Origin of the sequence: uncultured Kluyvera sp., assembly GCF_902485085.1 — a bacterium.
Taxonomy (GTDB): domain Bacteria; phylum Pseudomonadota; class Gammaproteobacteria; order Enterobacterales; family Enterobacteriaceae; genus Kluyvera; species Kluyvera ascorbata.
On the sequence record NZ_CABTJS010000171.1, the window covers coordinates 43,374 to 65,571 of the forward strand.

Annotated in this window: 25 protein-coding genes, 2 tRNA genes and 1 other annotated feature; of the genes, 14 read left to right on the forward strand and 13 right to left on the reverse strand. The window is 55.1% G+C overall.

Annotated elements, in window-relative coordinates; all coding sequences use genetic code 11:
* Positions 1–44 precede the first annotated feature (44 nt).
* The 9 genes from hisIE to hisL form a co-directional block, all read right to left on the reverse strand.
* Positions 45–644, reverse strand: coding sequence for a bifunctional phosphoribosyl-AMP cyclohydrolase/phosphoribosyl-ATP diphosphatase HisIE (gene hisIE / locus RDN66_RS21130; RefSeq protein WP_202217655.1), 600 nt, complete (start codon positions 642–644; stop codon positions 45–47).
* Entirely contained in the window at positions 638–1,414 is a 777-nt protein-coding gene (gene hisF, locus RDN66_RS21135; RefSeq protein WP_123652586.1) for an imidazole glycerol phosphate synthase subunit HisF, read from the reverse strand. Before hisF ends, hisIE begins: the two co-directional genes overlap by 7 nt.
* On the reverse strand, positions 1,396–2,133 hold the full coding sequence (gene hisA, locus RDN66_RS21140) for a 1-(5-phosphoribosyl)-5-[(5-phosphoribosylamino)methylideneamino]imidazole-4-carboxamide isomerase (protein WP_202217656.1): 738 nt from the start codon (positions 2,131–2,133) through the stop codon (positions 1,396–1,398). The genes hisF and hisA overlap by 19 nt, the downstream gene beginning before the upstream one ends.
* On the reverse strand, positions 2,133–2,723 hold the full coding sequence (gene hisH, locus RDN66_RS21145; RefSeq protein WP_035894867.1) for an imidazole glycerol phosphate synthase subunit HisH: 591 nt from the start codon (positions 2,721–2,723) through the stop codon (positions 2,133–2,135). Before hisH ends, hisA begins: the two co-directional genes overlap by 1 nt.
* Positions 2,723–3,790: a bifunctional histidinol-phosphatase/imidazoleglycerol-phosphate dehydratase HisB gene (hisB, locus tag RDN66_RS21150; protein ID WP_202217657.1), complete on the reverse strand. Its 1,068-nt coding sequence runs from the start codon at positions 3,788–3,790 to the stop codon at positions 2,723–2,725. Before hisB ends, hisH begins: the two co-directional genes overlap by 1 nt.
* Complete coding sequence (hisC, locus tag RDN66_RS21155; protein WP_202217658.1) at positions 3,787–4,848, reverse strand: histidinol-phosphate transaminase; 1,062 nt, start codon at positions 4,846–4,848, stop codon at positions 3,787–3,789. The genes hisB and hisC overlap by 4 nt, the downstream gene beginning before the upstream one ends.
* On the reverse strand, positions 4,845–6,149 hold the full coding sequence (hisD, locus tag RDN66_RS21160) for a histidinol dehydrogenase (RefSeq protein ID WP_202217659.1): 1,305 nt from the start codon (positions 6,147–6,149) through the stop codon (positions 4,845–4,847). The genes hisC and hisD overlap by 4 nt, the downstream gene beginning before the upstream one ends.
* A 5-nt stretch (positions 6,150–6,154) precedes the next feature.
* Complete coding sequence (hisG, locus tag RDN66_RS21165) at positions 6,155–7,054, reverse strand: ATP phosphoribosyltransferase (RefSeq protein WP_035894861.1); 900 nt, start codon at positions 7,052–7,054, stop codon at positions 6,155–6,157.
* 35 nt (positions 7,055–7,089) lie between these two features.
* Positions 7,090–7,210, reverse strand: a sequence feature (His leader region).
* The gene (hisL, locus tag RDN66_RS21170) at positions 7,186–7,236 is read right to left on the reverse strand and encodes a his operon leader peptide (RefSeq protein ID WP_071594744.1); all 51 of its coding nucleotides are present in this window, start codon (positions 7,234–7,236) and stop codon (positions 7,186–7,188) included. Its footprint overlaps the feature before it by 25 nt.
* A gap of 178 nt (positions 7,237–7,414) precedes the next feature.
* Between hisL and RDN66_RS21175 the strand changes: the two genes are divergently transcribed.
* The 4 genes from RDN66_RS21175 to tsuB all read left to right on the forward strand — a co-directional run bounded on the left by RDN66_RS21175 (position 7,415) and on the right by tsuB (position 11,475).
* Positions 7,415–8,236 carry an SDR family oxidoreductase gene (locus RDN66_RS21175; protein WP_035894860.1) on the forward strand — a complete coding sequence of 274 codons (822 nt, stop codon included), beginning with the start codon at positions 7,415–7,417 and terminating at the stop codon, positions 8,234–8,236.
* A gap of 418 nt (positions 8,237–8,654) precedes the next feature.
* Complete coding sequence (locus tag RDN66_RS21180) at positions 8,655–10,013, forward strand: APC family permease (protein ID WP_035894859.1); 1,359 nt, start codon at positions 8,655–8,657, stop codon at positions 10,011–10,013.
* A 171-nt stretch (positions 10,014–10,184) separates the two neighbouring features.
* Positions 10,185–11,240, forward strand: a complete 1,056-nt coding sequence (gene tsuA / locus RDN66_RS21185; protein ID WP_202217660.1) for a thiosulfate utilization transporter TsuA/YeeE — start codon at positions 10,185–10,187, stop codon at positions 11,238–11,240.
* A gap of 10 nt (positions 11,241–11,250) precedes the next feature.
* Positions 11,251–11,475, forward strand: a complete 225-nt coding sequence (tsuB, locus tag RDN66_RS21190; protein ID WP_035894857.1) for a thiosulfate utilization sulfurtransferase TsuB/YeeD — start codon at positions 11,251–11,253, stop codon at positions 11,473–11,475.
* A gap of 84 nt (positions 11,476–11,559) precedes the next feature.
* Here tsuB and sbcB read toward each other — a convergent pair whose 3' ends face one another.
* Together sbcB and RDN66_RS21200 are read right to left on the reverse strand one after the other, a co-directional pair.
* Positions 11,560–12,984, reverse strand: a complete 1,425-nt coding sequence (gene sbcB, locus RDN66_RS21195) for an exodeoxyribonuclease I (protein ID WP_202217661.1) — start codon at positions 12,982–12,984, stop codon at positions 11,560–11,562.
* Positions 12,985–13,031: 47 nt separating this feature from the next.
* Positions 13,032–13,286: a hypothetical protein gene (locus RDN66_RS21200; protein WP_167540418.1), complete on the reverse strand. Its 255-nt coding sequence runs from the start codon at positions 13,284–13,286 to the stop codon at positions 13,032–13,034.
* Here RDN66_RS21200 and dacD point away from each other — a divergent pair.
* The 6 genes from dacD (at position 13,198) to cobT (ending at position 18,679) form a co-directional block, all read left to right on the forward strand.
* The gene (gene dacD / locus RDN66_RS21205) at positions 13,198–14,364 is read left to right on the forward strand and encodes a serine-type D-Ala-D-Ala carboxypeptidase DacD (RefSeq protein ID WP_035894855.1); all 1,167 of its coding nucleotides are present in this window, start codon (positions 13,198–13,200) and stop codon (positions 14,362–14,364) included. The genes RDN66_RS21200 and dacD overlap by 89 nt on opposite strands.
* 171 nt (positions 14,365–14,535) lie before the next feature.
* Positions 14,536–15,594, forward strand: coding sequence for an FUSC family protein (locus RDN66_RS21210; RefSeq protein WP_035894878.1), 1,059 nt, complete (start codon positions 14,536–14,538; stop codon positions 15,592–15,594).
* A 201-nt stretch (positions 15,595–15,795) separates the two neighbouring features.
* Positions 15,796–16,116, forward strand: coding sequence for a DUF496 family protein (locus RDN66_RS21215; RefSeq protein ID WP_035894853.1), 321 nt, complete (start codon positions 15,796–15,798; stop codon positions 16,114–16,116).
* Between the two features lie 199 nt (positions 16,117–16,315).
* Positions 16,316–16,861, forward strand: a complete 546-nt coding sequence (gene cobU, locus RDN66_RS21220) for a bifunctional adenosylcobinamide kinase/adenosylcobinamide-phosphate guanylyltransferase (RefSeq protein ID WP_202218091.1) — start codon at positions 16,316–16,318, stop codon at positions 16,859–16,861.
* On the forward strand, positions 16,858–17,598 hold the full coding sequence (cobS, locus tag RDN66_RS21225; RefSeq protein ID WP_308538166.1) for an adenosylcobinamide-GDP ribazoletransferase: 741 nt from the start codon (positions 16,858–16,860) through the stop codon (positions 17,596–17,598). The genes cobU and cobS overlap by 4 nt, the downstream gene beginning before the upstream one ends.
* 28 nt (positions 17,599–17,626) lie before the next feature.
* On the forward strand, positions 17,627–18,679 hold the full coding sequence (gene cobT / locus RDN66_RS21230) for a nicotinate-nucleotide--dimethylbenzimidazole phosphoribosyltransferase (RefSeq protein WP_202217662.1): 1,053 nt from the start codon (positions 17,627–17,629) through the stop codon (positions 18,677–18,679).
* Positions 18,680–18,682: 3 nt separating this feature from the next.
* On the opposite strand, the gene RDN66_RS21235 is transcribed toward cobT, so the two are convergent.
* A complete protein-coding gene (locus RDN66_RS21235; protein ID WP_202217663.1) occupies positions 18,683–19,573 on the reverse strand; it encodes a LysR substrate-binding domain-containing protein in 891 nt (296 codons plus the stop codon).
* 122 nt (positions 19,574–19,695) lie between these two features.
* Here RDN66_RS21235 and RDN66_RS21240 point away from each other — a divergent pair, with 122 nt between their 5' ends.
* A complete protein-coding gene (locus RDN66_RS21240) occupies positions 19,696–20,214 on the forward strand; it encodes a hypothetical protein (protein WP_202217664.1) in 519 nt (172 codons plus the stop codon).
* 44 nt (positions 20,215–20,258) lie between these two features.
* Here the strand turns inward: RDN66_RS21240 and RDN66_RS21245 are convergent.
* Positions 20,259–20,334 (reverse strand) — tRNA-Asn (locus RDN66_RS21245).
* Positions 20,335–20,340: 6 nt separating this feature from the next.
* On the opposite strand from RDN66_RS21245, the gene RDN66_RS24370 reads away from it, so the two are divergent.
* From RDN66_RS24370 to RDN66_RS21255, 3 genes are all read left to right on the forward strand, one after another.
* On the forward strand, positions 20,341–20,520 hold the full coding sequence (locus RDN66_RS24370) for a DUF5951 family protein (protein ID WP_227675146.1): 180 nt from the start codon (positions 20,341–20,343) through the stop codon (positions 20,518–20,520).
* Complete coding sequence (locus tag RDN66_RS21250) at positions 20,496–21,962, forward strand: EmmdR/YeeO family multidrug/toxin efflux MATE transporter (RefSeq protein ID WP_202217665.1); 1,467 nt, start codon at positions 20,496–20,498, stop codon at positions 21,960–21,962. The genes RDN66_RS24370 and RDN66_RS21250 overlap by 25 nt, the downstream gene beginning before the upstream one ends.
* Positions 21,963–22,103: 141 nt before the next feature.
* A tRNA-Asn gene (locus RDN66_RS21255) sits at positions 22,104–22,179 on the forward strand.
* The last annotated feature ends 19 nt before the right edge of the window (positions 22,180–22,198 follow it).

A 22,198-nucleotide genomic window follows, 5' to 3' on the forward strand; every position in this document is an offset into this window, starting at 1 on the left:
CTAAGAAATAAAAAGCCCGGTTCTGATACCGGGCTTTTTATTGTTTACTGATGCCGTTCCCGCAAATTATCGATAACGGTCGTCAAATCTAACTCCTGATCCTGCAGCAGCACCAGCAGGTGATACATCAAATCTGAAGCTTCATTCTTCAACTCAAACTTATCGTGCACGGTAGCCGCCAGCGCGGTTTCCACGCCTTCTTCGCCCACTTTCTGCGCAATACGCTTGGTGCCGCTGGCATACAGCTTCGCCGTGTAGGAGCTAGCCGGGTCGGCGGTCTTACGCTCGGCCAGCAGCTGTTCAAGCTGATACAGGAACAGCCATTTGTGGCTGGTGTCACCGAAGCAGCTCGACGTGCCTTTGTGGCAGGTAGGGCCGATAGGGTTTACCAGAATCAGCAGCGTGTCGTTATCGCAGTCGGGCGCAATGCTAACCACGTTCAGATAGTTGCCGGAGGTTTCACCTTTGGTCCACAGGCGCTGCTTAGTGCGCGAGAAAAAGGTGACTTTGCCCGTTTCTTGCGTTTTTGCCAGCGCTTCCTGGTTCATGTAGCCCAGCATTAACACTTCGCCGGATACCGCGTGTTGGATAACGGCGGGCATCAGTCCGTCGGTTTTTTCCCAGTCCAGTTGTTCAGTTAACATACCCGTATCTCCACGCCCTGTGCTGCCAGGTACGCTTTTAGTTCACCAATATTAATAATCTGTTTGTGGAACACCGACGCGGCCAGCGCACCGTCGACGTTGGCGTCGCGGAATGCTTCCAGGAAGTGCTCCATGGTGCCAGCACCGCCGGAGGCGATCAGCGGCACGTGGCAGACTTCGCGTACTTTTTTCAGCTGTTCCAGGTCGTAGCCGTTACGCACGCCGTCCTGGTTCATCATGTTGAGGACGATTTCGCCTGCGCCGCGCTTTTGAACTTCCTGTACCCAGTCCAGCGTTTCCCACTGGGTCACGCGGGTGCGGCTCTCATCGCCGGTATACTGATTGACATGATACTTGCCAGTGTCGGCATCAAACCAGGTATCAATACCTACCACGATGCACTGCACGCCGAAGCGATCCGCCAGGCGGGTAATCAGTTCCGGGTCAGCGAGCGCCGGGGAGTTGATAGAAATTTTGTCCGCGCCGAAGGAGAGGATGCGCGCGGCGTCATCGATGGACTTGATACCACCGGCAACGCAGAACGGGATATCAATGACTTCGGCAACGCGGGAGACCCAGCTTTTGTCGACTACGCGGCCATCGCTGGAGGCGGTGATATCGTAGAACACCAGCTCGTCTGCGCCTTCGTCAGCGTAGCGTTTTGCCAGCGGAACAATATCGCCGATGATTTCGTGGTTGCGGAACTGCACGCCTTTAACGACCTGACCATCACGCACATCGAGACAAGGGATTATCCGTTTTGCCAGCATTGGATGGCCTCCGTTACGTTAAATTTACCTTCCAGCAGAGCACGCCCGACAATCACGCCGCGCACACCGGTACCGCTCAGCGCGGCGATATCGTTAAGGTCGCCAATACCGCCGGAAGACTGGAATGCCACCTGCGGATAGCGAGCGCAGACTTCTTCGTACAGCGAGACGTTAGAGCCCGCCAGCGTGCCGTCGCGGGAGATATCGGTGCACAGCACGTGCTGCAGGCCAACCGGCAGATAGGTTTCGACCAGCTCTTCCAGCGTGACGCCGGAGTTTTCCTGCCAGCCGCTGACTGCCACCTGCTTGGTGCCGTTCTCATCAATGCGCACGTCAAGCGCCAGCACTAAATGCTCGGCGCCAAAACGTTTGAACCAGCCTTTGACCACTTCCGGTGATTTTACCGCCGTTGAGCCCACGACCACGCGAGCTACGCCTGCGTCGAGCAGGGCGGCAACATCTTCTTCAGTACGCACGCCACCGCCAACCTGAACCGGCACCTTTACACCGGCAACCAGCGTTTTCAGCAGTGGGATCTGCCGCTGCGCCGGGTCTTTCGCGCCGGTTAAGTCGACCAGGTGCAGCACTTCTGCGCCCTGAGCCGCGTAATCTTGCAACCGCGGCAACGGGTCATTGCCGTAGTCGCGCTGTTGTCCGTAATCTCCCTGATGGAGACGCACCACGGTGCCATTAATCAAATCTAAAGCAGGAATGATCATCACATCTCCAGGAAGTTTTTCAGCAGCTGTGCGCCTGCGGCACCCGACCGTTCAGGGTGGAACTGCACGCCGTAAAAGTTATCTTTCTGCACGGCGGCGGTGAACGGTTCGCCATAGTTGCACTGGGCGATGGTGTACTCGTTGACCGGCATGGCGTAGCTGTGGACGAAGTAGAAGTAGGCGCCGTCTTCAATGCCGCGGAACAGACGATCGCCTGCTTTCGGATAGACACGGTTCCAGCCCATGTGCGGCAGCGGCAGGCCAAAATCGGTCATCTTCGGCACATCTTGTTCGATGATGCCGAGCAGGTCTACGCCGTTTGTCTCTTCGCTACGGCGGCCGAGCAGCTGCATACCGAGGCAGATTCCCAGCACCGGCTGAGTACAGGCTTTGATTAAATCGACCAGCTCGCGCTCGCGAATTTGGTCCATGGCGGCTTGCGCCGTGCCTACGCCCGGTAGAAATAGCTTATCGGCGCGCAGCACCACCTCCGGGTCGCGGCTCACCACTGGCTCGTAGCCGTGGCGAGCAATCGCTGACTTCACCGAGTTAAGGTTCGCGCAGCCGGTATCAAGGACGACCACATTCATCACAGCACTCCTTTCGAAGAAGGAAGGGTGTTGCCGTCTACGCGAATCGCCTGGCGCAGAGTACGGCCGAAGACTTTGAACAGACTTTCTACGCGGTGATGATCGTTTTTGCCCTTGGTTTTCAGGTGCAAGGTGATGCCCATGGCGTAGGAGAGCGAGCGGAAGAAGTGCTCGATCATCTCGGTGCTGAGATCGCCTACGCGCTGGTAGGTGAACTCGGCTTTATATTCCAGGTGCGGGCGGCCGGAGATATCCAGCGCGCAGCGCGCCAGACATTCGTCCATTGGCAGTACAAAACCAAAGCGGTTGATACCGCGTTTGTCGCCGAGCGCCACCTTCAGCGCCTCGCCGAGCGCCAGGCCGGTATCTTCCACCGTATGGTGATCGTCGATATACAGGTCGCCCTTCACGGTGATGTTCATGCGGAATCCGCCGTGGGTGGCAATCTGATCCAGCATGTGGTCAAAGAAGCCAACGCCGGTATTGATTTTGCTGCCGCCTTCGCGATCCAGCCACACTTCCACGTCAATCTGCGTTTCGCGGGTGTTGCGCTCGATGTGCGCGTAGCGGTCGCGGCGGGTCAGCCGTTCGCCAATCATTGCCCAGTTCAGCGTGTCGCGGTTATAGCGCAGGCCGGTAATGCCCATGTTGACCGCCAGCTCAACGTCGGTGGCGCGGTCGCCAATCACGTAGCTGTTGGCCGTGTCCATTACTTCATTCGCCAGCCATGCGGTCACCAGCTGCGTTTTTGGCTTGCGGCACTCGCAGTTATCGGCCGGCAGGTGCGGACAGATCAGCACATCGTCAAAGAGCACGCCCTGAGAGGTGAAGATCTGCATCATCAGGTTGTGCGGGCCGTCGAAGTCCGCCTGTGGGAAGCTGTCGGTGCCCAGTCCGTCCTGGTTAGTGATCATCACCAGCTTATAACCGGCTTTTTGCAGTTGAAGCAGCACCGGAATAGCGTCGGGTTCGAAGGCCAGTTTGTCAAAACGGTCTACCTGATAGTCGCTTGGTGGTTCGGAAATCAGGGTGCCATCGCGATCGATAAAGAGAAACTTCTGGGTCATACGGTCTCCGCTTTCAAAGCGTCAATCACGCGCTGGCTTTCAGCACGAGTGCCAATAGTGATGCGCAAACAGCCGCTTAATGAAGGTTGTTTATTCTGGTCTCGTAAGATAATGCCCTGATCCCACAAAGATTTAAATACGATACTTGAGGCTTTGATTCGGGCCAGTACGTAGTTGGTCTCGGAATCAAAAACCTGTTCAACGCAGTCAATGGTGCGGAGCGCCTCTACCAGATACTCGCGCTCGCTTAAAATCTGCGCCACGCGCTCGCGCATCGCGGCAATCCCCTGCGCGCTAAGCGCCTGGGCCGCGATATCAGCAACCGGGGTGGAAAGCGGATAAGGCGCGATCACTTTCATTAATAAGGCAATCACTTCCTCATTGGCGAGCGTGAAGCCGCAGCGCAGACCTGCCAGGGCAAAGGCTTTGGAGAGGGTGCGCAGAATGACCAGGTGCGGGTATTCAGCCAGCCAGCCTGCCAGCGTCGCCTGCGGGCAGAATTCAATATAGGCTTCATCGGCAACCACCAGCGCTTTATCGCGGGTCATCTCCAGCAGGGTACGGAAATCCTGCGGGTTAATAACCTGCCCGGTTGGGTTGTTCGGGCTACAGACGTAGACCACTTTCACGTTGCTAAGGCTATCGGCGATGGCCGGCAGGTCGAGCTGCCAGTCGGCTTTGGCCGGCACGGTGCGGCACTCTACGCCGATGGTTTCGGCGCTAACGCTGTACATACCGTAGGTTGGAGGGCAGAACAGTACCGCATCGCGGCCCGGCTCACAGAAGGCGCGTACCAGCAGTTCAATACCTTCATCCGCGCCGCGGCTAACCAGCACCTGCGTGGGTTTCACGCCCGCATAGGCGGCATAGTTTTCAATCACCGCTTTTGGCTGACACTCCGGGTAGCGGTTCAGCGTTTGCTGGCTCAGCTCGAATGGCACCGCCGTCGGGTATTCATTGGCATTCAGCCAGACGTCACCTTTGCCACCAAGACGGCGGGCAGACTGGTACGGGGTTAAAGCGCGAACGTTGTCGCGGGCTAACTGTTCAATGCTCATGCTTGCTCCTTCAGGGCGTTAACGCGCAGGGTGACGGCATTTTTGTGGGCGGTCAGCAGCTCGGCGGCGGCCAGCGTTTCAATCGTGGCGGCGATAGCACTAAAGCCATCGCGGGACAGTTCCTGAACGGTCATCCGTTTCTGGAAATCGGCCAGCCCCAGGCTTGAACAGGTTGACGTGTAGCCGTAGGTCGGCAGCACGTGGTTAGTACCGGAAGCGTAGTCGCCTGCGGACTCCGGCGACCAGTCACCGAGGAACACGGAACCGGCGCTGGTGATATCGTCAACCAGCTCACGGGCGTTGCGGGTCTGGATGATTAAGTGTTCCGGGCCATAAGCATTGGAAATCGCCACGCATTGCGCCAGGTCTTTTGCCACGATAAGGCGGCTGGCGGAGAGCGCCTGTCGCGCGGTATCTGCGCGGGAGAGTTCGGCAAGCTGGCGTTCAACGGCTTCGGCGACGCCTTCGGCAATCTTCGCATCTGGCGTCAGCAGGATAACCTGTGAGTCCGGGCCGTGTTCCGCCTGAGAAAGCAGGTCAGAGGCGATAAAATCTGGCGTAGCACCGCTGTCGGCGATCACCAGCACTTCAGAAGGGCCGGCAGGCATATCAATTGCCGCACCGTCGAGGCGCTGGCTGACCTGGCGCTTCGCTTCGGTGACATAGGCATTACCTGGCCCGAAGATTTTATCGACCTTCGGAATCGATTCGGTGCCCAGCGCCAGCGCGGCAATCGCCTGCGCGCCGCCGACTTTATAGACGTTCTCTACGCCGCAAAGCTGCGCGGCATACAGGATCTCATCGGCAATCGGCGGTGGTGAACAAAGCACCACTTTTTTGCAGCCGGCGATACGCGCCGGGGTCGCCAGCATTAATACGGTAGAGAACAGCGGGGCGGAACCGCCTGGAATATAAAGGCCAACTGAGGCGATAGGGCGGGTTACCTGCTGGCAACGCACGCCCGGCTGAGTTTCAATATCCACTGGCGGCAGAATCTGCGCCGTGTGGAAGGTATCGATATTACACACTGCCGCCTGCATCGCCTGCTTAAGTTCATCGCTCAGACGATTGCTGGCCTGCTGAATTTCGTCTGCGGTAACTTTCATCGCGCCGACTTCGGTTTTATCAAACTTCGCGCTGTATTCACGCAGCGCGCTGTCACCGTTGGCTTTGACGTTATCCAGAATCTCGGCCACCGTGCGGGTAATGCTGTCGGAGGCGGAAATGGCCGGGCGCATCAGCAGCGCTTGCTGTTGTTCGGGGCTACAGCTATTCCAGTCAATCAGGGTATTGAAGCTCATGGTTATTACTCCATCATCTTCTCAATTGGCAGCACCAGAATAGAGCTGGCACCCAGGGCCTTCAGTTTTTCCATGGTTTCCCAGAACAGAGTTTCGCTGCTCACCATGTGCATCGCCACGCGCTGCTTATCGCCCGCCAGCGGCAGAATGGTTGGGCGTTCAGCGCCAGGCAGCAAGGCGATAACTTCATCCAGACGCTCGGTTGGCGCGTGCATCATGATGTACTTCGATTCGCGAGCCTGAATCACGCCCTGAATACGGGTTAACAGACGGTCGATCAGCTGCTGTTTGGCTTCGCTCATCTCGCCGTCGCGCTGGATAAGGCAGGCTTTAGAGCGGAACATCACTTCGACTTCGCGCAGGCCGTTGGCCTCAAGCGTTGCGCCAGTCGATACCAGGTCGCAAATGGCGTCAGCAAGGCCAGCGCGTGGGGCAACTTCGACGGAACCGTTCAGCAGACAGGATTTAAAGCTGATGCCTTTCTGATCGAGGTAACGCTTCAGCAGGTGTGGGTAAGAGGTGGCGATGCGTTTGCCGTCGAGCGCAGCAGGGCCGTTCCACGCTTCATCCGCTGGGGTAGCCAGCGACAGGCGGCAGCCGCCGAAGTCCAGGCGACGCAGGGTAAAGTAGCGCGGGTCTTCGCCCTGAGCGCGGCGGCTCAGCAGCTCTTCTTCCAGCACGTTCTCGCCAATGATACCGAGATCAACGACGCCATCCATAATCAGGCCAGGGATATCGTCATCGCGAACGCGCAGGATGTCGATAGGCATGTTCTCCGCCATCGCAATCAGGCGCTGGGTGTGGAGATTGATTTTGATGCCACAACGGGCCAGTAATTCGCGTGAATCATCGCTCAGGCGACCTGATTTCTGCATAGCTATGCGTAAACGGCTGTTATCTAACATTCTGTATTCCTCATTACCCTGCTGAATTTTGTTCAAAAAAAAAGCCCCCGGAAGATATCTTCCGGGGGCTCTCTTGCGTTCATGCACCACTGGAAGATCTGAATGTCTCCCAGCACACATCGCCTGAAAGACTAGTCAGGGTGATGGTGATGATGGTGGTGTTTAAATTGAACGCGGCTCATAAATTTCTCGTTGAATGACTATTCACTTGATGTCTTTTAACCTAAACCACTTTTGTCATTGAACGCAAGCGCTTTTTACATTCATTAAATCAATTCATGTAGCGACTATAAATTGTCAGTTTTATCGTGGTGGCGTAGCCTTATTAAGGTAGTTCGGCAAGAACCAGGAGATAGCGCAATGAAGAAAGTGGCAATCGTCGGTTTAGGGTGGCTGGGTATGCCGCTGGCGCTGTCGTTGATGGCGCGTGGCTGGCAGGTGACCGGCAGTAAAACGACTGAGGACGGCGTGGAAGCAGCACGGATGTGCGGGATTGATAGCTATCCGTTGCGGCTCGATCCACAGCTGGTGTGCGAGGCCGATGACCTCGATGCTTTAATGAACGTCGACGCATTAGTGATTACATTACCGGCGCGTCGTAGTGGCCCGGGTGAAGATTTTTACCATCAGGCGGTGCAGGAGATTGTGGACTCGGCGCTGGCGCATCATATTCCGCGCATCCTCTTTACCAGTTCGACGTCGGTGTACGGTAATGAAGAGGGGACGGTAAAAGAAATCTCTCCCCGCAATCCTGTGACGGCGAGCGGACGAGTACTAAAAGAGCTTGAAGATTGGCTGCATCAGCTGCCGGGAACGTCGGTCGATATTCTGCGCCTCGCAGGGCTGGTGGGGCCGGAACGTCATCCCGGCCGTTTCTTTGCTGGAAAATCGGCTTCTGACGGCCAGCAGGGCGTAAACCTGGTGCATCTGGACGATGTGATTGCAGCTATTACGTTATTGCTGCAGGCACCGAAAGGCGGTCACATCTACAATATTTGTGCGCCAGGGCATCCCGCCCGCGGTGTGTTTTATCCGCAGATGGCCCGTGAGCTTGGGCTGCCGGTGCCCGTTTTTAGTGACAGCGGTAAAGGGCAGGGGAAAATCATCGACGGTAGTCGAATCTGTCGTGAATTAGGCTTTGAATATCAATTCCCAGACCCCCTGCGGATGCCTCTGGAGTAGCAGTCTGGAATAACCACTCATTTATGTAACATATATATAGATACAAAATTTGTAGGGTTATTGATTGTTGTTGGCTTAGCTGTTTTAGCAAATCGTGCTATAAATCTGAGTCACACTTTATAGATTGCTGGTTAATCAGCCAGTTGGATGAGAACTCGCATTATTCCTTCTCTCACTGGCTTGTGTTTTTGCATTCGTTTGGTGCAAAATATGTCGAATGTAAAAAATGAGACTAACCGACGTGATTGCCACGTCGGTTATTTTTTTACATCAAAACAACCATCCAATAAAAGAGGCCGGGCTTCGTACCGGATAGATATTTACTTAAAAAACGACAGTTGTTGTCGCTGAGGAAACAGAAAAAAAATGGGGCAATTTTTCTTTTTTGCACCGGCAGTCGCCGAACAGGGGGCTCACCGTGTCAAATAACGTTACTCCAAACACCTCTCGCGTGGAATTGCGTAAAACGCTTACGCTGATTCCGGTTGTCATGATGGGCCTGGCCTATATGCAGCCAATGACGCTGTTCGATACGTTCGGTATCGTATCTGGCCTTACAGACGGTCACGTTGCAACGGCGTATGCCTTTGCGCTGATCGCTATTCTCTTTACAGCGCTAAGCTACGGTAAGCTGGTTCGCCGGTTCCCGTCCGCTGGCTCTGCGTACACCTATGCTCAGAAATCCATTAGCCCGGTCGTTGGCTTTATGGTGGGCTGGTCATCACTGCTGGACTATCTGTTCATGCCGATGATCAACATTCTGCTGGCTAAAATTTACTTTGAAGCGCTGATGCCTTCTGTACCATCGTGGATCTTTGTTGTCGCGCTGGTGGCCTTTATGACCATCTCTAACCTGCGCAGCATCAAAGCCGTGGCGAACTTCAACACGCTGATTGTGGTTCTGCAGATGGGTATCGTGGCGGTTATCGTCGGCCTTATCATTTACGGTGTGATGCACGGTGAAGGCGCAGGTACGCTGACCAGCACCCGTCCGTTCTGGTCTGAAGGCGCGCACGTTGTGCCGATGATTACCGGTGCGACCATTCTGTGCTTCTCGTTCCTGGGCTTCGACGGTATCTCTTCTCTGTCTGAAGAGACTAAAGATGCAGAACGTGTGATCCCGAAAGCGATTTTCCTGACCGCGCTGATTGGCGGGATGATCTTTATCGGTGCATCTTACTTCCTGCAGCTGTACTTCCCGGACATCTCTCGCTTTAAAGATCCGGATGCGTCTCAGCCAGAAATCATGCTGTACGTAGCGGGCAAAACCTTCCAGTGGGGCGTACTGATCTTCTCCAGCGTCACCGTACTGGCATCCGGTATGGCGGCACATGCAGGCGTATCGCGTCTGATGTACGTTATGGGCCGTGACGGCGTGTTCCCGAACAGCTTCTTCGGTTACGTGCATCCGAAATGGCGTACCCCGGCGTTCAACGTGCTGCTGGTTGGCGCGATTGCGCTGCTGGCGATTAAATTCGACCTGGTAACCGCAACGGCGCTGATCAACTTCGGTGCGCTGGTGGCATTCACCTTCGTTAACCTCTCCGTGATCTCTCAGTTCTGGATCCGTGAGAAGCGTAACAAGACGTTGAAAGACCACTTCCAGTACCTGGTGCTGCCAGTGTGTGGCGCGCTAACCGTTGGCGCACTGTGGATTAACCTGGAACAGAGCTCAATGATTCTGGGTCTGATCTGGGGTTCTATCGGCCTGCTGTACCTGGCATGCGTGACCAAGCGTTTCCGCAACCCGGTACCACAGTACGAAGACGTCGCATAATTTGCGAGTGCTGAAAAGCGGAACCGGAGGCCATGTGCCTCCGGTTTTTTTTCGTCTGAATAACAGAGAATTAATAACCATCAGGAATAACATAGAGTTTTTGGTTATTGGAGACCAAAGACACGGTCGGGAATAATTTTACGACTGATAATATTGGGTTAATTAATTCTTATGTTGCACATGATAATAAGCGGAATACTCTGCGGCGCCTTATTGGGATTCGTTATGCAGCGCGGTCGCTTCTGCCTGACCGGCGGTTTCCGCGATATGTATATCACTAAAAATAACCGCATGTTTTACGCGTTATTAATCGCCATCTGTATTCAAAGCGTGGGCGTTTTTGCGCTGATTCAGACCGGTCTGGTGCAGTATGACGCAGGTGCGTTTCCGTGGTTGGGCACCGTCGTCGGCGGCTTCGTCTTTGGTATCGGTATTGTCTATGCAGGTGGATGTGCCACCGGGACCTGGTATCGCGCCGGGGAAGGGCTTATCGGTAGCTGGATTGCGCTGATAACCTACATGGTGATGAGTGCTGTGATGCGCTCGCCTCACGCTGCGGGTCTGAATAAGTTTCTTGGTGAACATACCACCGCGCACAACGGCATCGCGGAAACCCTCAATATCTCCGTCTGGCCGATTATTGCGCTGCTGGTGGTGGTCACGCTCTGGTTTGTACGCAAAGAGCTGCGTAAACCAAAGCTGAAAGTGGCTTCGTTGCCGCCACGCCGTACCGGTCTGTCTCATCTGCTGTTTGAAAAACGCTGGCATCCGTTTTTCACCGCGGTGTTGATTGGTCTGATTGCGCTGCTGGCGTGGCCGATGAGTGAAGCGACGGGCCGTATGTTCGGTCTGGGTATCACATCGCCTACCGCCAATATTTTGCAGTTCCTGGTGGGCGGTGACAGCAAATACCTTAACTGGGGCGTGTTCCTGGTGCTGGGCATTTTCATCGGTTCCTTTATTGCTGCCAAAGCCAGCCGTGAATTCCGCGTGCGTGCCGCCGATGCGAGCACAACGCTGCGCAGCGCCGGTGGTGGTGTGTTGATGGGCTTTGGCGCTAGCATTGCCGGTGGGTGTTCTATCGGTAATGGCCTGGTCATGACCGCGATGATGACCTGGCAGGGCTGGATTGGCCTGGTATTTATGATCCTTGGCGTGTGGTGTGCGTCCTGGATGTTATATGTTCGCCCGCAGCGGAAAGCCAAACTGAAATCCGCGACGGCATAAGGAGCTAAACATGGTTGTGAAGAAACTGGATGTGGTCACCCAGGTGTGCCCGTTCCCATTAATTGAAGCGAAAGCGGCGATGGCTGAACTCGCCAACGGCGACCAGCTGGTGATTGAGTTTGACTGTACCCAGGCGACGGAAGCGATTCCACAGTGGGCGGCAGAAGAGGGTTATACGGTGACGGATTACCAGCAGTCCGGCGATGCGGCCTGGACCATCACCGTACAGAAGTAAACATGTTGCCCAGATGGGCAAAGCGACGTCGGGTTCTGGTTGCGAGCAATCCCGGCGTCGTTTCACTCGGCCGGGCTACAAGGGTTACACAATCTCCTGCGCGTACTGATACAGCGCCTTCAGCAGTGACAGCTTTTCCGCATTCCCTTCATATTGCCCATAGAGCATTTCGAGCTCCTGCGCGTAAGCCTGTAAAAACTCCGGAGTAAAGATCTGCCGACGGTGCTCTAACCAGCGCTGCTGCTCGTGTTCATCGAGCGTGCCGGGGAAATTTCGCGCCCGATAGTTAAATAGCAGTTTCTCAATACGTTTATCCGCGAAGGTAATATCCAGCGCGGGAAGGTTGCGTGGCTCGGTCTCCAGCACGATTTTCATCGCTGCTCTGTCGGCATCGCTAAAGAAGCCGTTATAGAGCTGGGCATCGACATTCTCCGACGGTACAAACGGCTCGGCTTCGGCAAAAATCGCCACGGCTTTCTCGCGTACCTGCGGATTTTCACGCAGCGTTTTCAGATTATCCAGACAGTGTTGACGGTTGATTCCCAGGCGGTCGGCATCTTCCGGGCGCAGGGTGTTGGCCTGGGCCAGCACCGGGCACTTATTCAGATGAACCAGCTTAATCGGAACCGGAGCATTATCGCCAAGATCAGCTTTTGCCGTATAAAGGCGCTCGCGCAAGGAATCAACATCAAGCTCCAGCAGTGGGCTGATATCACCAGCAAGATCCACCATGATAACCGCGTTGCGGTTATCCGGATGCCATGCCAGCGGTGCGACCCAACTGGTGTTACCGCGCCACGCGCCGAACATCCCGGAGACGTGCACCAGCGGCTTCATCTGCGGCACATCGATCAGCGTCATCAGCTTGTTTTTACCGCGATAGGCATAGAGATAATCAAATAGCTTAGGCTGCTGCGTTTTCACCAGTTTCGCCATGGCGATGGTGGCATAAACGTCGGCCATCGCATCGTGGGCGTTACTGTGCTCAATGCCGTTGGCTTTGGTTAAATGCTCGAGGCGGAAGCTTGGCAGGCGGTCGTCGTTTTCTGGCCAGTTGATTCCTTCTGGGCGCAGAGCGTAACAGGCGCGCATTACGTCGAGCAGATCCCAACGTGAGTTGTGGTTTTGCCAGCTCCAGGCATACGGGTCATAGAAGTTGCGATAGAAGATATTGCGCGTCACTTCATCGTCGAAACGAACGTTGTTATAGCCCACTACGCAGGTATCCGGGACGGTGAAAATATCGTGGATACGCTTAGCAAATGCGGCTTCGTTATCGCCTTTCGCGCGTGCTTCCTGCGGTGTGATACCGGTTATTAACACCGCTTCGGGCTGCGGCAGATAATCCTCAGCAGGCTTACAGTAAAAAACCTCAGGCTCACCGATTATCGTAAAATCTTTATCGGTACGAATGGCGGCGAATTGCGCAGGGCGGTCGAGGGAAGGGCTTGTTCCGAAGGTCTCGTAGTCGTGAAACAGGAATCCCGGCGCGCTTGAAGTTTCTTGCATGGCGTTAACAGTGTCCGTCTATGGCTTTGCTGCTCATGGTAAACGATTTAGCGGTGCATCAGAAGGGCGTTAACCGAATCAGGAAGCGGGCGCGCAGGGTATTTTTTCACGCCCGAGACGAGGAATGTCATATTTTCTTGCAATTTAAGCCTGTCACAAAGCACGAACTTCCGTAAAAAGGACGACGAATTTGTGAATGTTGAGGATTTACCGTTGAAAGCCCGTTTTCTTATTGCCGTTTCTTTGCTCGCTTCGAGCGTTTCCTGTGCCTTTGCTGGCGAATCCGCGATACCTTCCGTCACCCCTCCGCCGATTAAAGCTGGAGCCTGGGTCCTGATGGATTACACCACTGGGCAAGTTCTGACGGCCGGTAATGAGCACCAGCAGCGTAACCCCGCGAGCCTGACCAAGCTGATGACCGGCTATGTAGTGGACCGTGCCATCGACAGCCATCGTATTACGGCCGATGACATGGTGACCGTGGGCCGCGATGCCTGGGCGGCGGGTAACCCGGTGTTTAACGGCTCTTCACTGATGTTTCTTAAGCAGGGCGACCGCCTGAGCGTTCGCGATCTCAGCCGAGGGCTGATCGTCGACTCCGGTAACGATGCCTGCGTGGCGCTTGCTGATTATGTCGCGGGCGGACAGCCGCAGTTCGTCAAAATGATGAACGACTACGTGCAGAAACTGAATCTGCGTGATACCCACTTTGAAACCGTACATGGCCTGGATGCGCCGGGGCAGCACAGCTCTGCCTACGACCTGGCGGTGCTCTCCCGCGCGATTATTCACGGCGAGCCAGATTTCTATCATATGTACAGTGAAAAGAGCCTGACGTGGAACGGTATTACCCAGCAGAACCGTAACGGCCTGCTGTGGGAAAAATCGATGAACATCGATGGCTTGAAAACCGGTCATACTTCCGGTGCGGGCTTTAACCTGATTGCTTCCGCGGTTGACGGCCAGCGTCGTCTGATTGCCGTGGTGATGGGTGCCGACAGCGCGAAAGGGCGCGAAGACCAGGCGCGCACGCTGCTGCACTGGGGCCAGCAGAATTTTGATACCGTACAGATTTTGCAAAACGGTAAGAAAGTGGGCACCGAGCGTATCTGGTACGGCGATAAAGAAAACATTAACCTGGGCACAGATCAGGATTTCTGGCTGGCGTTACCAAAAGCCGAAGTGCCGAATATCAAAGCCAAATACGTGCTGGATACCAAAGAACTCGATGCACCGATCGCCGCGCACCAGCGTGTAGGCGAGATACAGCTGCTCGATCGCGATAAGGTTGTCGCACAGTGGCCGCTGGTTACGCTGGAAAGCGTTGGCAAAGGCGGGTTGTTCTCGCGCATGAGTGATTATTTACATCACAAAGCCTAACCAAGCGTTGCTCGTTCGGGCTACTTGCTCATGTGTCGCCCGGACGAGGTGCTTTAGCGCCGACTCCGGGGCGGCTCGGTGCAAAATCCCGGCGTCGCCTTGATCGGCCGGGCTACTTTCTTCATGCAGGAGCAGGTACAATTCGCGCTTTAGTCTTGTCGGAGAGTGGGTGTGCGTCCGGATAAGTCACTCAGCCCTTTTGAAATTCGTTTATATCGTAATTACCGCACCGTGCACGGGGCGCGTATCGCTCTGGCCTTTGTACTGACCTTTTTGCTGGTCCGCTTACTGGATATCCCTGACGGCTCCTGGCCGCTGATCACGCTAGTGGTGGTGATGGGGCCCATCTCTTTTTGGGGTAACGTGGTGCCGCGTGCGTTTCAACGCATTGGTGGGACGGTGTTCGGCTCGGCTCTCGGGCTGATAGCCCTGAAGCTTGAACTCTTCTCTTTGCCGCTGATGCTTATCTGGTGCGCTGCGGCGATGTTCCTGTGCGGTTGGCTCGCGCTGGGCAAAAAACCATACCAGGCGCTGCTTATCGGCATTACTCTCGGTGTGGTGGTTGGCGCACCGGCGGGCGATATGACCACCGCGCTGTGGCGAAGCGGCGACGTTATCTTTGGCTGCCTATTGGCGATGCTCTTCACCGGTATCTGGCCGCAGCGCGCTTTTATCCACTGGCGAATCCAGATGGCTTCGTTTGTGACCCAGTTTAACCGTATCTATCAGGCGGGACTGTCACCGAATCTTATCGAGCGACCGCGTCTGGAAAAACATCTGCAAAAAGTCCTCAACGACGTCGTGAAAATGCGCGGTCTGATTACGCCAGCGAGCAAAGAAACGCATATTCACAAGGGTATTTTTGAGGCTATCCAGACCGTGAGCCGCAACCTGGTGTGTATGCTGGAGCTGCAAATTAACGCCCACTGGGCATCGCGCCATGGTCACCTGCTGATGCTCAACGCCCATACTCTCCGGGAAACGCAGCTTATGACGCAAGACACGCTGCTGGCGATTGCCCACGCGTTGTACGAAGGCAATCCACGTCCTATCAAGGCAAACAGCGAAAAGCTCAACGAAATTGTTGCGGAGCTGCGTCAACTGGTGAATGAATACAAAGACGATAATCTGGCTGAGACCTCCATTCATGGCTACGTCTGGTTAAGCATGGAGTTGGCGCGTCAGCTGGAATTATTATCGAGTCTGATGTGCCGCGCGTTGCGTAAATAAAAGACAGATGCACGCGCTTTTGCGCCAGGTTGTTTCGATTCAGCTAGATTTAGGGTTATGATGAACCCAAAGTAAAAATGATTGTTTGCTACAACGGCAGTACGAAAAATCATACAGGTTGAAGGGTATATGACTAATGTGTACCTTATCGTGTAGCCGTTGTTTAACGAATCCGACTCTCAACATATCAGGGGTATAAAAATGGAAACCACGAAACCTTCGTTTCAGGACGTACTGGAGTTCGTACGTTTGTTCCGTCGTAAGAACAAGCTGCAGCGTGAAATTCAGGACGTTGAGAAAAAGATCCGTGACAACCAGAAACGCGTGCTGCTGCTGGACAACCTCAGCGACTACATCAAACCAGGCATGAGCGTTGAAGCTATTCAGGGCATCATCGCCAGCATGAAAGGCGACTACGAAGATCGCGTTGATGACTACATCATCAAAAATGCTGAGCTGTCCAAAGAACGTCGCGACATCTCCAAGAAACTGAAAGTGATGGGCGAGCAGAAAGGCGAGTAACCGTCATTAACGGGTGGTGGCTTCGTCGCCACCCGGTCTTTGTTTTATTCCTTCCAGTCCCTCTCCTCTTCGACAATCCAGTGACATCGCGAGCAATGCGGAGTATAAAGCTTTCTGTTTGATATATTAGCCACAGTGATGTGGGAACGTATTGATATCAAAGGATCTCGCCTACAATGCAGCAACATCTGGAAGCGCAATCATGATTCTGGTAACCGGCGGCGCGCGCAGCGGAAAGAGCCGTCACGCTGAAACGTTACTCAGCGGCTCGCCTCGAGTTTGCTATATCGCCACTTCGCGGATTTTCGATGCCGAAATGGCCGAGCGCATTCAGCACCATCGGGACGACCGTCCTGCACACTGGCGCACCGAAGAGCGCTGGCAGCACCTTGCCGACATCATCACGCCACATAACGATCCTGCAGAAGCCATTCTGCTGGAGTGCATCACGACGCTTGTGACCAATATTCTGTTTGCCTCGGGTGACGAGCAGGAGATAGATAATTGGGACTTCACGGCGCTTGAGTCGAAGGTCAATGTGGAAATCGATGCCTTGATAGCGGCCTGCAAGCGCTGCCCATCGCCAGTTGTGCTGGTGACCAATGAAGTGGGAATGGGCATCGTGCCCGAAAATCGTTTGGCCCGGCATTTTCGTGATATCGCCGGGCGTGTGAATCAAAAGCTGGCGCAGGCGGCGGATGACGTCTGGCTGGTGGTTTCAGGGATTGGAGTCAAAATAAAATGAGCCGACTATTTTTCGCCACACTCTCTTTTATGAGCTGTCTACCGGTGCCACAGCGCTGGTCGCAGGGGTTGGATCTGGACCGCTACGTGAGCGGTGTTATCACCTTTCCCGTAATTGGCCTGCTGCTAGGTGCGATTAGCGGCCTGGTGTTTATGGTGGTTCAGGCCTGGTGCGGCATTCCTCTGGCTGCATTCTTTACCGTACTGGCGCTGGCGCTGCTGACCGGCGGCTTCCACCTGGATGGTCTGGCGGATACCTGTGACGGTATTTTCTCCGCGCGCCGTCGCGAGAAGATGCTGGAGATTATGCGCGACAGCCGCCTTGGCACCCACGGTGGATTGGCGCTGATTTTTGTCCTGCTCGCGAAAGTGCTTACCCTGAGTGAACTGGCGTTACGAGATGTCCCTATGCTGGCGGCTATTGCCAGCGCCTGCGTTGCTGGCCGCGCGGCGTCGGTGCTCATGATGTACCGCCACCGCTATGCGCGTGAAGAGGGGCTGGGGAACCTGTTTATCGGCAAAATCAGCTTCCGCCAGACGTGGGTTACTCTGGTGATTGCGGGTGCGCTGGTCACTGCAATGCTCGGCATGCACGGCCTGCGGGCACTGCTGGTGGCCTTTATCGGTATCTTTATCCTGGGTCAACTGCTTAAGCGTACGCTAGGCGGTCAAACCGGCGATACGCTGGGGGCAAGTATTGAGCTGGGCGAAGTGATTTTCTTGCTGGCGCTTTTGTAAGCCAGCGTATGACAATGTGGGAATAACAATGCAAACACTGGCTACACTGCTGGCCGCTATCCCTGAAATGGATAGCGCCGCGATGGCGCATGCGCAGCAGCATATTGATGGGCTTTTAAAACCTACGGGCAGCCTTGGGCGGTTGGAAGAACTGGCGGTACAGCTAGCGGGCATGCCTGGGCTTCAGGGCGCGCCGCGCGTCGATAAAAAAGCGATTCTGGTGATGTGCGCCGATCATGGCGTGTGGCATGAAGGCGTCGCGATTTCACCGCAGATAGTGACCGCCATTCAGGCTGTTAATATGACGCGTCACAATACCGGCGTTTGCGTGCTTGCTGCGCAGGCGGGGGCGGACGTGCATGTGATTGACGTCGGTATTGATGCTGACCCGATCCCCGGCCTTATCGATATGAAAGTCGCCCGCAGCAGCGGCAATATTGCGCAGACCGCCGCCATGACCGCTGAGCAGGCGCAAACCGTACTGCTGTCGGCAATCAACTATACCCGTAGTCTGGCAGAGCAGGGCGTGACCCTGTTTGGCGTTGGTGAACTCGGCATGGCCAACACCACGCCAGCGGCGGCGGTGGTTAGCGTGCTGACCGGCAGCGAGCCGGAGGCGGTCGTGGGCATTGGCGCTAATCTGCCGCATGAACAGTTGACGCATAAAGTTGAGGTTGTCCGCCGCGCGATTGCGGTAAACCAGCCCGATGCAACTGACGGGCTTGATGTGCTGACCAAAGTGGGTGGGTACGATCTGCTGGGGATGACCGGCGTGATGCTGGGTGCAGCCTCCTGTGGCCTGCCGGTCGTGCTGGATGGCTTCCTGTCATACGCTTCCGCGCTGGCGGCCTGCCGAATGGCTCCTGCGGTAAAACCTTACCTTATCCCTTCCCACTTCTCGGCGGAGAAAGGGGCGCGTATTGCACTGGAACATCTGGAACTCAAACCGTATCTGCATATGGAGATGCGTCTGGGGGAAGGAAGCGGTGCGGCTATCGCGATGCATATTGTTGAGTCTGCTTGTACTATGTACAACCGCATGGGCACCCTTGCAGGCAGCAATATTGTGCTGCCTGCCTAAAGGTTACGTTCCTGCCATTTGTCGTAAAAGCCATTCGCGTAGCGCCGTAATATCCTGGCGCTGCGCGTTCTCTTCGGTTGTCACCAGATAGTAATTTGCGCCAGACAGTGACATGTCGAACGGCATCGTCAGCACCCCACGTTGCAGTAAATCCCTCGCCAGGAGTTCGCTAGCAATGACCGCGCCTTGCCCTGCGACCGCCGCCTGTAGCGCATGCGTTTCATCGCTGAAGGTCAATCCTGCCTGGAGGTTCAAGGCCTGAGGCCCATAGCGCTTTTTCCAGTTAGCCCAACTCGGTTCATCAGCAGGGACATGACGATTTTCGACGTGGAAAAGCGTCACGCCGCATAGGTCTTCGGGCCGTTGAAGCGCCAGAGCAGGACTTGCCACCACGATAAACCTATCGGCATGCAGAAGCGTGCAGTGCAGCGCGGATTCCGGCGTTTCACGATAGCGGATCGCCACATCCACGGTACGCTGGCTGAGATCGACACGCTCAACGCTGGTATGCAGCCGCAGGTCGATGGTCGGGCATTCGGCTTTAAACTCCGCAAGCCTCGGCACCAGCCAGTGGGTGAGGAAATTGGAGGTGGTGGTCACCGTCAACGCGGGTGGCTGCTGGGCCTGAAGCACCTGCACGGTAGCCTCTTCCAGCGCGCTAAAGGCGCGTTGTGTACCGGCATAAAGTAGTTTACCGCTTTCGGTCAGGCTGACGCCCTGCGCACTGCGTTCACAGACCCGACACTCCAGCACCGACTCTAGCAGTTTAATTTGATGGCTGACCGCCGTAGCGCTCACGCCAAGTACCTCTGCGGCACGTTTGAAGCTCAGCTGTTCAGCCAGCGCATGAAAGGCGCGCAGCGCGCCGAGCGGTGGCAATCTGACTTTTCTCATGGGTGAGTTTTTCTCATCTATGGCTGAAAACTATGCGTTTGTTTTACCCATTATCGCGGCAGTAGTCTACACGGCATGTGAAAGGTGATGAATTAATCTCATGGTCGCGTAAGGAGCGAGAAATGAACGTATGGGTAAACGGTAATGTGCCGAAAACCGAAAAGCGCGCAGGGCGGGCGATAGCGCTAAGCACGGCTATTGCCGCTGCGGGCCTGCTGATAAAGCTCTCGATAATGGTGAATGTCACAATGTGCCTGATACAGCTTGCCGCGCTGGGCGTGAGTTTTGCGGCCGGGCTGATGTTGGTCAATAAAGGTGGCGTAGCGCGCTATGGGTTTATGCTCTCGGCGGCGGGCTGGCTGCTGGTGCTATTGACCTTGCTGGGTGGGCATATGGGGGCAATGCTGTTGCCGGGCATCGTCGTGGGTGGTCTGGGGTTAGGGCTGGCTCATGGGCCATTTCATTCCAGCAAGAGCAATATCAGCGTGTTGAGCAGCGTGGCAGCGCTTGGAGCGGCATGGTTAATCCAGGCGAATTCGGCACCGGGTGTTAATGGCTACGGCTTTGCCTTTGCGCTGTTGATTGATTTGGCGTTACTGGGGGCGATACTGGTCAGCATTGCGGAGCGTGAGGAAGTTTAAAAAGCAAAAAGCCTGCTTAGTTTTCTAAGCAGGCTTCTTAAATGTGGCTCCTCTGACTGGACTCGAACCAGTGACATACGGATTAACAGTCCGCCGTTCTACCGACTGAACTACAGAGGAATCGTTGTGGAGTCGTATCTTAGCGGCGAAAAAACTTTTGTCAAACACCAATTCTCGTCTTGTGATGCGATTGCCTATTCCATCAACAATTTGTCGCCATTCCCAACAAAAATTAAGGAAAAATGCTTTGCAGGATCGGCATTTCTCAATCATCATTTGAAATGGAGTTTCAACTTTCTGATCTAAGGCCCATTTTGAACGTCACCGCCGTACTTCGCCAGGCAGTCACACGCACGCCCTGGTACAAAAAACGTAAAAGTTATCGAGTGCTCTTCTGGCGTGAAATCACCCCCCTTGCCGTACCTATTTTTCTGGAAAATACCTGTGTTTTATTGATGGGGGTGCTGAGTACCTTCCTCGTGAGCTGGCTGGGTAAAGAGGCGATGGCGGGCGTGGGTCTGGCCGACAGCTTCAATATGGTCATCATGGCCTTTTTTGCCGCTATCGACCTCGGTACCACGGTGGTGGTGGCCTTCAGTCTTGGCAAGCGAGATCGCCGTAAGGCGAGGGCAGCAGCGCGGCAGTCTCTGGTTATTATGACCATCTTTGCCACCATTCTGGCGGCGGTGATTCACTATTTTGGCGCCGGGATTATTAACATTGTGGCCGGTGACGCCACGGAAGAAGTGAAAGGGCTGGCGCTGACCTACCTTGAACTGACCGTACTGAGCTATCCGGCGGCGGCGATTGCGCTCATTGGCAGCGGTGCGTTGCGCGGGGCAGGGAATACAAAAATCCCGCTGATGATTAACGGCGGGATGAATATCCTCAACATTATCATCAGTAGCTTCCTGATTTATGGCGCATTCTCCTGGGACGGTATGGGGTTTGCCGGGGCAGGTCTGGGGCTAACTATTTCTCGTTATATTGGCGCGGTGGTGACCATTATTGTGCTGATGGTTGGCTTTAACCCGGCGCTGCGCATTCCGCTCAAAAGCTATTTCAAGCCGCTTAACTTCGCCATCATCTGGGAAGTGATGGGGATTGGTATTCCGGCAAGCGTGGAGTCGGTGCTGTTTAACGGCGGTAAATTGCTAACGCAGATGTTTGTGGCCGGAATGGGGACCGACGTTATCGCCGGTAACTTTATCGCCTTCTCGGTGGCGGCGCTGATTAACCTGCCGGGGAACGCCCTGGGTTCGGCATCGACCATTATCACCGGTAAACGTCTTGGTACCGGGCAGCTTTCCCAGGCAGAGCGTCAGCTACGCCATGTGTTCTGGATGTCGACCATCGTGCTGACGTTGATTGCCTGGGGTACCGCACCGTTTGCCGGGCTGTTTGCCTCGTTCTATACCCACGAGCAGGATGTTAAAGACGTGGTGAAGATTCTGCTGTGGATGAACGCGGCGTTTATGCCTATCTGGGCGGCGTCCTGGGTACTGCCAGCGGGCTTTAAAGGAGCACGAGACGTACGCTTTGCTATGTGGGTCTCCATGCTGAGCATGTGGGGCTGTCGCGTGGTGGTGGGCTATGTGCTGGGTATTCTGTTGGGTTGGGGGGTGGTCGGTGTCTGGATGGGGATGTTCCTCGACTGGGGCGCGCGTGCGGTGCTGTTCTACCGTCGCCTTATTACCGGCCGCTGGGCGTGGAAATACGCGAAGGCAAAGAATACTGATGCGGCGTAACGGCCTGATTGCGGGGAAAATCGGCAAGAAAAGTCAGTTTTCAACCGAATCGAAGAATTAATCGGCAAACGATTTATTTTGTGCAAATCAGGCTTTGACAACAATGGGGTACATCGATAATATGCGCCTCGTTCACACGATTCCTCTGTAGTTCAGTCGGTAGAACGGCGGACTGTTAATCCGTATGTCACTGGTTCGAGTCCAGTCAGAGGAGCCATATTTAAGAAGCCTGCTTA